Annotated in this window: 12 protein-coding genes; 6 read left to right on the top strand and 6 right to left on the bottom strand. The window is 33.1% G+C overall.

Features of this window, described 5'->3' with window-relative positions; translation table 11 throughout:
- Positions 1–66 precede the first annotated feature (66 nt).
- The 6 genes from AB3210_RS03670 to AB3210_RS03695 all read left to right on the top strand — a co-directional run bounded on the left by AB3210_RS03670 (position 67) and on the right by AB3210_RS03695 (position 8,893).
- Positions 67–1,578 carry an HlyD family type I secretion periplasmic adaptor subunit gene (locus AB3210_RS03670; protein ID WP_007302760.1) on the top strand — a complete coding sequence of 504 codons (1,512 nt, stop codon included), beginning with the start codon at positions 67–69 and terminating at the stop codon, positions 1,576–1,578.
- Positions 1,579–2,134: 556 nt separating this feature from the next.
- A complete protein-coding gene (gene coxB / locus AB3210_RS03675) occupies positions 2,135–2,899 on the top strand; it encodes a cytochrome c oxidase subunit II (protein ID WP_007302761.1) in 765 nt (254 codons plus the stop codon).
- A 15-nt stretch (positions 2,900–2,914) separates the two neighbouring features.
- Complete coding sequence (gene ctaD, locus AB3210_RS03680; RefSeq protein ID WP_096097191.1) at positions 2,915–4,465, top strand: cytochrome c oxidase subunit I; 1,551 nt, start codon at positions 2,915–2,917, stop codon at positions 4,463–4,465.
- A 1-nt stretch (position 4,466) separates the two neighbouring features.
- Positions 4,467–5,354, top strand: a complete 888-nt coding sequence (locus tag AB3210_RS03685) for a heme o synthase (RefSeq protein ID WP_052264838.1) — start codon at positions 4,467–4,469, stop codon at positions 5,352–5,354.
- Between the two features lie 175 nt (positions 5,355–5,529).
- Positions 5,530–5,967 (top strand): ribonuclease HI, encoded by a 438-nt coding sequence (rnhA, locus tag AB3210_RS03690; protein WP_367363631.1) that lies wholly within the window; start codon positions 5,530–5,532, stop codon positions 5,965–5,967.
- Positions 5,960–8,893 (top strand): AsmA-like C-terminal domain-containing protein, encoded by a 2,934-nt coding sequence (locus AB3210_RS03695; protein WP_052264839.1) that lies wholly within the window; start codon positions 5,960–5,962, stop codon positions 8,891–8,893. Before rnhA ends, AB3210_RS03695 begins: the two co-directional genes overlap by 8 nt.
- A gap of 30 nt (positions 8,894–8,923) precedes the next feature.
- On the opposite strand, the gene AB3210_RS06795 is transcribed toward AB3210_RS03695, so the two are convergent.
- From AB3210_RS06795 to AB3210_RS03720, 6 genes are all read right to left on the bottom strand, one after another.
- Positions 8,924–9,337, bottom strand: coding sequence for a YqaA family protein (locus tag AB3210_RS06795; protein WP_012481730.1), 414 nt, complete (start codon positions 9,335–9,337; stop codon positions 8,924–8,926).
- On the bottom strand, positions 9,306–10,700 hold the full coding sequence (cysS, locus tag AB3210_RS03700) for a cysteine--tRNA ligase (RefSeq protein ID WP_012481729.1): 1,395 nt from the start codon (positions 10,698–10,700) through the stop codon (positions 9,306–9,308). Before cysS ends, AB3210_RS06795 begins: the two co-directional genes overlap by 32 nt.
- Entirely contained in the window at positions 10,693–11,349 is a 657-nt protein-coding gene (locus tag AB3210_RS03705; RefSeq protein WP_007302767.1) for an exopolysaccharide biosynthesis protein, read from the bottom strand. Before AB3210_RS03705 ends, cysS begins: the two co-directional genes overlap by 8 nt.
- 114 nt (positions 11,350–11,463) lie before the next feature.
- Positions 11,464–12,117: an exopolysaccharide biosynthesis protein gene (locus AB3210_RS03710; protein WP_007302768.1), complete on the bottom strand. Its 654-nt coding sequence runs from the start codon at positions 12,115–12,117 to the stop codon at positions 11,464–11,466.
- Between the two features lie 126 nt (positions 12,118–12,243).
- The gene (locus AB3210_RS03715) at positions 12,244–12,411 is read right to left on the bottom strand and encodes a twin-arginine translocase TatA/TatE family subunit (RefSeq protein ID WP_006013840.1); all 168 of its coding nucleotides are present in this window, start codon (positions 12,409–12,411) and stop codon (positions 12,244–12,246) included.
- Positions 12,412–12,551: 140 nt separating this feature from the next.
- Entirely contained in the window at positions 12,552–13,289 is a 738-nt protein-coding gene (locus tag AB3210_RS03720) for an ABC transporter ATP-binding protein (RefSeq protein ID WP_007302769.1), read from the bottom strand.
- Positions 13,290–13,311 lie beyond the last annotated feature (22 nt).

Consider the following 13,311-nt stretch of genomic DNA (forward strand, 5'->3'; position numbering starts at 1 on the left):
CTTAAGGTATAGATTCTTTGTTTTTGTGTGTTATCCTGGTTAACAAGAATTCGCAGTAGTATTATAATGAGTAAGTTAAAAAAGCTTAGTGCTGGACTTTCTTTGACAGGCCTAATTGGTAGTGATGATATAGATATGCAAAGGGCAGGAAATAGAAAGAAGAAATATCAATTTTTGGATAAGACGTTCGCATGGATTGATGCGATGATAAATTTTATTTTTAAACGTGAGAGTAATAACGTAAATGAAGTCCTAAAAGTCACATGGGGACCACTATTTTTTGGTTTAGTGGTGATATTCATCTTTTTTGGAATAGGTGGTATTTGGTCAGCTATAGCTCCAATTGACGGAGCAGTGCATGCAAGTGGAGAAGTTATTGTCTCTTCAAATAGAAAAATAGTGCAACACTTGGGTGGGGGAATAATAAGCAAAATTTTAGTAAAAGAAGGTCAAGCAGTTAAAAAAGATGAGCCTTTAGTTTTATTAAGTGATGTTAACGAAAAGGCAAATTTGAGTATAATTAAAGAAAAACTCTTATCACTTTTGGCAACTGAAGCAAGACTTATTGCAATCAGGGGAGACTTAGATACGCTAGAATTTTCTGATGAGGTTAAAAGATTATCTAACGATGAACTTGTAAATAAAGCGATAAAGAATCAGGTAAAGTTGTTCAACTCTCAGAGAAAGAGTATATTAGGAAAAACTGACATACTGCAACAACGTATAAAGCAGTTAAATGATGAATTAGCAGGGCTAAATTTTCAACTAAATGCAGCCCATAAGCAATATGACTTGATAACTGAGGAGTTAGAAACAAAAAGACAATTACTTGATAGTGGCCATATAAGCAAACCACACATTTTAGCTTTAGAAAAACAGTTTGCTGAAATTGAGGGTAGAGTTGGACATTACCGTTCTGCAATATCTCAAGTACAGCAAAAGATTGGAGAAAATGAGTTAGAGATTATAAATGTGAAGAATGATGCTCAAGAAAGAGCAAATGCTGAGCTTAAGGAAGTTAATACATCTATTGCAGACTTAAAAGAGAGGCTGATGGTTGCTGAAGATTCGTTAGCACGTACAATAATTAAATCACCTCAAGATGGTATAGTTACAGATATAAGATACCACACTGAAGGTGGTGTTATACAATCTGGAGTCCCAATCCTGAGTATAGTACCATCAGATGATGATCTAATAATAGATGCTAAAGTTCTAACCAGAAACATAGAAGAGATACTGTCAGCAAAAAAGAAAGATAGCAATATAGTCTCTATCGACGGACTAGAAGGGCTGAAAGTTAAAGTAAGGCTGAGCGCTTATAGTGCACGTCGCTTAAGTTTAATTAACGGTATAGTAAACCATATTTCCCCTGATGCTCTTGATGATCCAAGGATGGGGCGTTATTATTCAGTGCGAGTGGTGATACCAAAATCAGAACTTGCTCAATTTAAAAACGTATACCTATATCCTGGTATGCCAGTAGAAGTATATATAGTTACTCAATCTCGCACTCTTTTATCGTTCTTGTTTACACCTATAATTGCAACATTCGATAGATCTTTCATAGAGAGATAATTTATTTGGCTTTTCTAGAAAATTTGTTTACAGAGTTTGATATGCAAAAAAATTTACACACAAGTAGTGTATTATTTTATAATTATTTTCTATAATATGTAAATCTTTGATTTAAGATGCAAATGCTAACGTAAACATTAAAGGTTAATTAGTAAACTCAGCTGTATAATAGAATTAAAGGAATTAGTAAGATTTTTACCTCAATGAATTATAAATAGGCAAACTTACTTAAAGTTTAATAGTGTCTGTTACTGCTTTTAGGTGTGAGGCTAGAGGGTTATTAGCAATAACAGACACTATTAAACTTATTATAGAACTTCCTTAAAGTAAATACTTAACTTAAAATATTATAATATTTTAACTTAAAATAGATTCATGTAAATGCTTTTTCCTCAAGTTAGTATCGTATTATTATATTTATTAAATGCTAAAAAAACATTAATCATCATTTACTTTTGATTCAATATTTAGCAAAACACTTGTGTAAATTCTATAATCTCTGTTTGCATAGTAATTGTATATATATTATTATACAGTTAGTTTTACAGCAAAAAATATGGTGAAGTTACTTGCATTATTGATAATGTTTTACTCAAATATATCAATTGCTTCTGCTCCTACTTCTTGGCAATTTGGATTTCCTGCGCCTGCAACTGAGATAATGGAGGTTGTAGTTAAGTCACATTCGTTTGTGATGAGTGTAATGATTGCAATTATGCTTTTTGTATGGGCCCTGCTTGCTTATGTAGTATTTCGCTTTCGTAAGGGCAAAGTGAAAAATGTCAGTAAAATAACTCATAATATCTTTGTAGAAATTATCTGGTTTGTTATACCAACGATTATTGTTGGGGTATTGGCTTTTAAAAATGCTGAATTAATTAAACTACAGGAGAAAGTGCCAAAAGCTGACATAACACTAAAAGTTATTGGTCATCAATGGTATTGGAGTTACAAGTACCCAGAATATCAAGGTATTTCATTTGACAGCTATATAAAAGGAAAAGAAGACCTTACCGAAAGAGATTTAAAACTATTCTCTGTTGATAATAACGTTATTTTACCTATCAATACTAATATTCGTTTACAAGTGACAGCAGGAGATGTAATACATAGCTGGGGAATACCTGCTTTTGGTATAAAAATTGATGCAATACCAGGTAGGCTGAATGAAGCATGGTTTAACGTTACAAAGCCCGGTATTTATTATGGGCAATGTTATGAACTATGTGGTCAAGGTCATGGATTTATGCCAATTGTTGTTGAAGCAGTGAGTAAAGAAGATTTTAATAAGTGGATTGAAGATAAAAAATTAGTAAGTTAAGTTTGGAGTATAGATATGAGTGATGTACCAAAAGGTATAAGACGTTGGCTGTTTTCTACTAATCACAAAGATATAGGGACACTATACATTATTTTTTCCATATTAGCTGGAATTATTGGTGGATTATTATCGGTAATTATTCGTACTCAGCTAATGCACATTAATATACTTAACAATAATTACCAGCTATATAACGTAATGATTACAGGGCATGCGGTAATAATGGTGTTTTTTATGATAATGCCAGCCTTAATGGGAGGATTTGGTAATTGGTTCGTACCTCTCATGATTGGTGCACCAGATATGGCATTTCCTCGTATGAATAATTTAAGTTTTTGGTTGTTAGTTTCATCTTTTATTTTGCTTATCCTCTCGGTATTTGCTGGCGAAGGTCCTGGAACAGGATGGACTTTATACCCACCTCTATCGCAAATCATGTCTCACCCAAGTGCAGGAGTTGATCTTGCTATACTTGCACTTCATGTTGCTGGTATGTCATCAATTGTTGGGGCGATCAACTTTATAGTTACCATATTCAATATGCGTGCAAAAGGTATGTCACTAACTAAGATACCACTATTTGTTTGGTCTATTTTACTCACGTCATTTATGTTAATTGTTGCCTTACCGGTACTTGCTGGTGCTATAACTATGCTGCTCACTGATCGTAATATAGGTACCTCCTTTTTTGATCCTGCTGGTGGTGGTGATCCTGTGTTATTTCAACATCTGTTTTGGTTTTTTGGTCATCCAGAAGTTTACATAATTATTTTTCCTGCATTTGGTATCATCAGTCAGATTGTGTCAACTTTTTCTCATAGGCCAGTATTTGGTTATATGGGAATGGTTTATGCCATGATAGGAATAGCAACGTTTGGCTTCATGGTTTGGGCTCACCATATGTTTACTGTTGGGCTTAGCGAGGATGCTGCTATATTTTTTAGCACTAGCACAATTTTCATTGGTGTTATAACTGGTGTAAAAGTCTTTAGTTGGATTGCAACTATGTGGGGTGGAGCGATTGAATTGAAGACACCAATGCTGTTTGCATTAGGTTTTATTTTCATGTTTGTTGGAGGTGGTATAACCGGAATAATTCTTTCTCACGGTGGAATAGATAAGCTTTTGCACGATACCTATTATGTCGTTGCTCACTTTCACTATGTCATGTCGCTTGCTGCATTATTTGGAGCTTTCGCCGGTTTTTATTATTGGATAGGCAAAATGTCAGGTAAGCAATATAACGAGTGTTTAGGAAAGATACACTTTTGGCTCACTTTTATTAGCACCAATGTCACTTTCTTACCTCAGCATTTCCTGGGATTAGCCGGCATGCCAAGGCGTATACCTGATTATCCCGACGCGTTTATCCCTTGGAATTATATATCCTCAATTGGCTCATATATGTCCTTTCTTTCAGTTATGTTTTTTGTATTTATAGTTATACATCTCTTTAAGTGGGGCAAAAAAACTGGAGATAATCCTTGGGAAGGTGACACTTTAGAATGGACGGTATCTTCACCACCGCCTTTTCATACTTTTGAAAAACCACCAGTGATAAAATAGAATGTACACAAGTGTTTTGCTAAATGTTGAATCAACAATACTGGATTTTTGGCATTTGCTAAAGCCAAGGATAATGTACCTTGTAGTGTTTACTGCAATTGCTGGAATAGTTGCTGCACCAGGTAGCATTCATCCTTTCCTTGCACTAATATCTCTTATGTGCATTGCTCTTGGTTCAGGATCTGCAGGTGCAATAAATATGTGGTATGACAGAGATATAGACTTGCTTATGGAGAGAACAAAAAACCGCCCTATACCTTCAGGTAGAGTTTCTGCAGAAAGCGCGCTTGAATTTGGCATAACTCTTGGAATATTGTCAGTATTTATCATGGCAATAGCAGTGAACTATGTTTCTGCTGCTTTGCTTGCAATTAGCATATTATTTTATGTTTTTGTGTATACAATTTGGCTCAAAAGGCGTACTCCGCAGAATATTGTTATTGGTGGTGCAGCAGGTGCTTTTCCTCCAATGATTGGCTGGGCGGTTGTAACTGACTCTGTAAGCTGGGAAAGTTGTATTCTATTTTTAATAATTTTTATGTGGACTCCACCACATTTTTGGGCTCTATCCTTAAATAGATCTGAAGATTATACAAAAGCATCGATTCCAATGTTCAATATCGTTTATGGTCCAGAAAAAACGAGGAAATATATATTAATCTATAGCGTGTTACTCGTATTAACTAGCTTACTCCCAGCACTATTTTTGAAAAAGGCTCTATTTTACCTCAGTATGGCAATTATTGAAGGGTGTGTTTTTATTTGGTTTGCTGCATCCGTTATAAGGCTTAAGAGTCATAGCTCGCAGAAAAAAATGTTTTCTTATTCGATTTCTTATCTATTTTCTCTGTTTGCCAGCGTTATTTACTGCTCTATTGATTTGTTTTAACCATGAAAGAACATAAAAACTATCTTTTACTTTCTCTTCTAATAATGCTCGTTGTAGCACTTTTTTTTATTTCCATAATAAAATTTAAAGGTGCGGCTTAAATTGCCTCTATATCTATAAAAATTGTGATTTTATAGAAGCAACGATATACTTTATTAATTCACTACAGTTAAAGATGAAGAAAAAGGAAGTGATAATATACACAGATGGAGCATGCTCTGGTAACCCAGGGACAGGAGGGTGGGCAGCAATCATATTATTTCAAAATCATAGAAAGAACATCTGTGGTAGAGAAGAAAATACTACAAATAATAAAATGGAGTTAACAGCAGTGATCAATGGACTGAAGGTATTAAAATTTCCTTGTAATATCAGTTTGTATACGGATAGCCTCTATATTAAATACGGTATAACAGAATGGATAAATAAGTGGAAAATGAACGGCTGGAAGACAAGTAATAAGAAGTCAGTAAAAAATATAGAATTATGGAAAGAATTAGATAATGCTGCTTTGCAACACGAAATTAATTGGAATTGGGTGAAAGCGCATAATGGTGACAAATACAATGAGGAAGCTGATATTCTAGCAAGAAAAGCAATAATCAATGCTTAAAAAAATTACTATATCATTTTCTATAATTTTATTATTTATATCCTGCTTCTTTATCTTTTTTAAAGGTGAGGGACCTCTAGAAATCAATATTAGTTATATTAATTTTTATATAAAGAAAAAAATATTAAAGATATTTACCAATTCGGATGTCAGCATGGAGAGTACTTCGGTTATTTGGCATCAAGATGGCAAGCTAGTCATTACAGATTTAAAAATAACAAATCCTGATTTTACAATAGAAGTTCCTGAGCTTTTCGTACACTTTAAGTTAAGTTCCAAAAAGTTCTCTCAGGTTTTAGCTGATAATGTACACATATATATCAAGAGGGAGGAGAGCAAAGAGATAACATCTGTAATGACAGAGAAGATGAGTAGTACAAAAAATCTGCTAAAGACAATAAGAAAATTTTTTTTCTACTTCAATGCAGACTCAAGGATTAAAATTACTAACATTGCTATCAATAAAAGCATGGAAGGTGAATTTTTTATTGATAAAGTATATGTAGGGAAGGGGGAAGATTTCAATGTTTTGGATATTCGTGTCCATACAAAAGAAGGTAAAGGGTTTCTAGATGATTTATCCATTACGATAAAAAACCGTAATAATTTACTAAATTTCTATGGAACATTCTATAACCTAAAGTTGGGGCTATTTAACGAATTTTCCACACTAGTTAAAAGTTACAATTTGGACAAAGAAATAGGATTCAAAGGAAACTTTTCAATTAGAATTAATGGAAAGGATGAAGTTGTGGACGGAAACATATACGTGTTAAATACAGAGAGTCACTCAGGTAAAAACTTAGCCTTGACTAATGTAAATGTAAATTTGACATATAGTGATGAAATCATTAGCATAAAAAACTTTCATTTTAAGTTAAATGATACTTACCTTTCTTTGATTGGTAAAATGAACTTTGGCACAAATCATGCTTTGCTTAGAGTTAATATTAGTAAACTTGTTGCAAAAGATTTATGTACTTATGTACCAGATGGTCTAGTGAACAATGAATTTAGAAAGTGGTATTGTAATAATATTGATGGGAATATTATAAATACAATTATAAGTTTTAACGGTAAAATCGATAGTTTAATAAATGATGATCTGTCAGGTATTGTAATTGTTGCTGATATAGAAAATGGCAGCGTTCAATTTGATGAGGATTTTGAACGAGTAGAGAACTTGAACGGTGAGTTAACCCTCAAGGATAACAATCTCAAAATTATTGTAAATAGCGCTAAGTTCCAGAATTTCAATATTGATGGTGGCGAAATTGAGATGCAATCTCTTAATAAAGAGGATTCTGTTCTCACAATTAATGGTCAGGCTGTAAGTGATGCTTATGGGTTATATGAACCTATAAAATTTAAGCTGGATGATATGATGAAGATTACAAGGGACAGTATAGGTGGAATAGCAAAATCTGTATTCAGTTTTCACATTTTTAATTTAAATGCTGATGATAAAAAAGTAGATTTTTTAGCCAAATTTCATTCTGAAATTGATAATTTTGTCGCGTATAATGGCAGTCTTGGTAAATATGAGATTAAGCTTGATTTCGGCGGAGATTTTATTGATTTAAATGGCAGTGGTATGGTAAATAATACACAGCTGCTATTTGACCTCAAAAGTAGCAATAAAAATGAAAATTTTGCCTGGAGTTTGACTGGAGATTTGCCTGCTCAAATACTTAATTTCGGTGATGGCTATATCAATGCAAATATAGAGTCAGTAATGTATCAAGACAAAACAGGGTATATTAATGGTAATATAGATTTATCAGAGCTCGAGTTGCGTTCAAGCTACTTAGGGTGGAAAAACCATTTTGAAGATCACAATGAAGTTTTATTTTCTACAAGGCTAAAAGGAGTAGGTAAGTTACTAATAGATAAACTAGATGTTGTAGGAAATGATCTAGACATAAAATTTAGCGGAAGAGTAGAAAATGGAAATCTATATTTAAATTCTAGCAACTTTAAATTACCTGATAATAATTTTAGTATAGAAATTGAATCAGGTAAGGAGAAAAATGCCATAACTATTCACGGTGAGAAAATCAACTTAAGTGATGTGTTAGGTTTACTTGGCAAAGATAGTAATCGATTAAATAACAAAATAGAAGTTACTATGAATGTTGATAATATAATTATGAAAGAAGGAATTATCATAAAAGATGCTAAGCTAAATGTAACTTGTGCTAAAGGTGATTGTAGTGGAAGTCAATTCACAGGACAGTTTTTAGAAGATAACAGTAATATACTAGTAGAACATAGTGAAATAGGGCTTGAAATATATTCGGATAATTCAGGTATGCTTTTGCGTTCTTTAGGTATTGGTAAATCAGTTAAAAATGGCAAATTATCTCTTTATCTATCTTCTAAGAGAGAAAATGGAGAACATTATGGTATGTTATCTATCAGCAATTTCTATATCAAAGATGCTCCACTGCTTACCACTTTATTATCAATGTCTTCACTGCCTGGTATTGTAAATGCTATAAAGAACGAAGGTGTACATTTTTATAAGTGTAATGCACCTTTTTCATATAAAGATGGCACTGTTGAAATTGAAGAATCTTGGCTTGAAGGAGCGGAACTAGGCATTAGCACTAGTGGTACGCTCGATATTAAGGGTTATAAATTCCAGGTTGAAGGACAAGTAATACCGGCATACTCAATTAACAAATCTTTGTTGAAAATCCCTATAATCGGAAAACTTCTGACTGGTGGAAAGAGTAGGGGGATTATTTCAATAGACTACAAAGCAAATGGTGATGATAAAAACAACAACGTATCTGTTAATCCTATCTCTTCGCTAACCCCAAGCTTACTTAAGAGGTTATTAGGAGTATTTGATCGTATTATGACAAAAAGTAATAAAAGCATTTTAAAAGGTAGTTTGAAGAAGAAATTTAGCTCAATATGACCAGAAGAAAAGTTGTTTATTGATGTTTAGTTAGATGGTAAACGTTAGATACAACAAACAGAGGAAGTTAGATAAAATAATTAAGGGAACAAGAATATAAAGGTTTAACTTGAAGTAACCGGATAAAATCTGAGTCACACTTCCAAGTGCTGGTACCCACGAAAGCAATGCAACTGCACAAATCAGTAGGTGCCTTACAATTTTTGGTGTTTTGTCTTCATTCTCTAATTTGTGATGTGATCTTCTGATAAAAATTGTTATTCTACCTAAATACCAGTTAGCTATTCCACCAAGACTGGATCCTAATACTCCAAAAAGTAATATAAGTAGTTGATCGTAGTTTGACCTAAAGCATAACATAGTGTAAAGTACAAAACCTTGATGTATGGGTAAGATAAGCGATGATACTAGGCTATCTATAAACAATAGGAGATAATTTTCCATACCAAGTTGTTGTACCATCTTCGTTGTCAGAAATTGTAACCCCCATTTGTTTCAATTGCTCTCTTATTTTGTCTGCAGTATCATAATCTTTATTTTGTTTTGCTACTTTTCTTAAGTCTATCAACCTTTCTATTTCTTGATGACTCACACCACTTGCAAACCACTCTTGATAACTTGACTCAAGAATACCAATGAACCTTGCGCTTTTAACAAACTTCTTAGTTAATTTGAGCTTCTCATATTCATTACTTGTCTTATTGATTTCTGTAGCCATTTCATGCAATATGGCTACAGCTTCAGGAATGTTTAAATCGTTTTTCAAAGCCTCTATAAAATCTTTAGAGACTTCTGTATCACTTTCCTCAATACATGTACTACGTAATAACCGATAAAACTTGTTTAAAGTTTCTTGCGACTCAGAGATAACATTTTCTGTCCAATCAAGTGGTTTTCTGTAGTGAGTTTTAAGCAGCGCATAACGTATTACTTCACCCTTTATTCCACTATCTAACAAATCCCTTACTTTGACTATATTAAATAAGGATTTGCTCATTTTCTCTTCATTTACCGTAAGAAACCCGTTGTGTACCCAATATTTTGCAAACGTTGACTCAGCAAATGCAGATTTACTCTGTGCAATTTCATTCTCATGATGAGGAAATTGCAAGTCTATACCCCCACCGTGAATGTCAAAATCTTTGCCAAGGTAAGCATATGACATTGCTGAACATTCTATATGCCACCCTGGTCTTCCCTCTCCCCATGGACTATTCCAGTGACTTGAAAGTTTATAGTCAGTTTCGTTTGCAGGTTTCCAAAGTACGAAGTCTCCTGGGTGTTTTTTATTTTCACCAACTTCAACTCTACTACCGTAGTTTAATTCATCAATTTTTTTTCCTGATAAAACGCCGTATTCAGGGTAAGATTCTACACTAAAATATACATGTTTATTGGATTCATAAGCATGACCAGCTTGCAGCAAAGACTCAATTAACTTGATAATGTTATCTATGTTTTCCGTTGCTTTTGGTTCATATGTTGGTTCTGCACAATTTATGCTTTCCATGTCTTCATGAAAAGTTTTAGTGTAATATTTGCTAATGCTTTCTATATTACTATTTTTCTCATTTGCTGCATTGATTATCTTGTCATCGATGTCGGTTATATTACGCACATAAGTAACTTTTCCATAACAAAATTTAAGCAGTCGAAATAATACATCGTAAACAACAATAGAACGTGCATTACCTATATGTGCTGTATCATATACTGTTGGCCCACAAACGTACATTTTTATATGATCTTTATCGATCGGTGTAAAGGGCTCTTTTTTTTTTGTTAAAGTGTTGTAAAGCTTAACCATATACAAAGCTTTTTAGAAAAGAAAATGCTCCAAATATAAGCTGTGGTCCTTTAACTATTACGACAAGAGTAAGTAATAACCCACACAATGATACTAATACTCCCATTATAGAGAGAAATCCATCTTTGCTCATGATACCCAGTGAAATGAGAGTTGTACCAATTGCAGGAATGAAGTTAGTTAAAGGAAGTGGGATTGCTATCGATAATGCACAAAGCAGCATTATAAATGCTAAAATATTTTCACCAGGACCACGAAAAATGAAAGACATTCTTGGTTTCATGAACTTTTCTATTTTTTTTAATGTAGGTGAAGTTTTCTCTACCACGAGAGCTAGTGTTGAACGTTGAAAAGATTTCCTTTCTAGCCAATTAGGCATCCAAGGAGAATCAAACCCAAATAGAAGCTGCAGTGAAAATAAGATTAAAGGTATAGAAAGAATGGTTGTATAGCCAGGTGGAACAGGTATAGGTACTGATAGCGGTAAAGAGAAGATGATTATTAAAATACCAAAACCACGCTCATGTAAAGCTGTTTTAATATCAAATAATGTTACTTTATCATTATCGTTATTATTAGTATCTGCAACCTCTTTTAGAATATCAGAGGCCAATTTTTTATCTTCAGTCAATTTCACACTTTTTTCCACAGTTACCCTTTAATAACAATATAACTTCTAACTAACATAGTTATTGCTATATTTCAATATCGATTATTCATTTCATGCTGTACTTCATTCTTTTATTAAAGTGTTGTAAAGCTTTTAAGTTATAAGGCTTTTAAGAAGAGAAAGTGTTCCGGCTATAAGTTTTGGTCCTTTAACTATTACAATAAGGGTAACCAATAACGCACAGAATGAAACTAACACTCCTAACGTAGATAAAAATCCATCTTTACCCATAATGCCGAGTGAAATAAGAGTTATACCAATTGCAGGAAGGAAGTGAGTAAAAGGTAATGGAAGAGCTATTATTATTGCACAAAGCAACATCATAAAAGCTAGAATCTTTTCACCCGGACCAAGAAAAATAAAAGACATTCTTGGTTTCATGAACTTTTCTATTTTTTTTAATATAGGTGAAGTTTTCTCTACCACGAGAGCTAGTGTTGAACGTTGAAAAGATTTCCTTTCTAGCCAATTAGGCATCCAAGGAGAATCAAACCCAAATAGAAGCTGCAGTGAAAATAAGATTAAAGGTATAGAAAGAATGGTTGTATAGCCAGGTGGAACAGGTATAGGTACTGATAGCGGTAAAGAGAAGATGATTATTAAAATACCAAAACCGCGCTCATGTAAAGCTGTTTTGATGTCGAACAATGTTACTTTATCACTATCGTTGTTATTGGTATCTGCAACCTCTTTTAGAATATCAGAGGCCAATTTTTTATCTTCAGTCAATTTCTCACTTTCTTCCACGATTAACCTTTAATAACATTCTAACTAACATAATTATTACTGTACTTCAATCATACCTCTTCAATTCTTTAGCCTTGTTTACACAAATGACACGCACTTTAGTGCGTGTCACGAAACATAAGGAAGCTAACGATCTGGTTCATTAGATGATAGTTTCTCTGAATCCTTAAGTTCTTGTTTAAGGTTTTTAATGCCTTTGCCTAAATCACCCATAACTTGTGGTAACCTACCTGCACCAAACAGAACTAAGATTATTATTAAGACTAGAAACAGCTGCCATGGACCTAAACTCATTTGTACCTCCGTTGAAAATATTAACTTTTAGGTATTAAAACTTGACTGAAGCCAAGTGATACATAAATTATATCACTTTTATTAAATTATAAATCAAGAGTTTTTAATTATCTTATAATAGTTTTAGCCTAACATTAAGTTTAGTTTAGCTGTAGAGTAAAAGGAAGCTCACTAAAAAATTTTGCTAACGTATCATCTTTAGGTCTGTGGTATATGTAGCTAGGAACTCCTGATTGAATAATTTTACCATTTTTCATCACGTAAATAAAATCTGCAACTTTCAACGCTTCTTGCGGATCATGAGTTACCATGAGTACAGGAATATTTTTGCTTCTAAAAAGTGACAATATATGGTGCCTTATTCGATATTTGAGCAGTATATCTAAATTAGAAAATGGTTCATCGAGCAAAACAACATCAGGATTTTGCGCCATTACTCTTGCTATTGCAACTAATTGTTGCTGTCCTCCTGATAAAGCATGAGGGTACATGTTTTCATATTTTTCTATATTAAATAGCTTTAAGATTTCCAATGCAGTAAGGTATTTTTCTTTCTTAGAAGTACTGCAAATAGCAAAAGTTATATTTTCTATTACTGTTTTATGAGGAAATAATGCAGAATGCTGAAAAATCAATCCGATATTTCTACGCTCTATAGCAATTGACACTTTGTTACTTGCAACTAATTTATCATTTATAACAATGGTTCCAGATTTTGGATTTTCTATTCCTGCGATTAATTTTAGAATTGTTGACTTGCCACAGCCAGAATGACCTAGTAAACAGGCAACACTTCCTTTCTTCACTTGAATGTTGATGTTGCTTAAAGCAAAGCCATCTTGATTACTATAAAAGTAACTAATATTGTTAACTAGCATTAATCTTTCAATTGGAATCGTA

The sequence above is a fragment of the Wolbachia endosymbiont (group B) of Scrobipalpa ocellatella genome, assembly GCF_964188425.1.
Classification (GTDB): Bacteria; Pseudomonadota; Alphaproteobacteria; order Rickettsiales; family Anaplasmataceae; genus Wolbachia.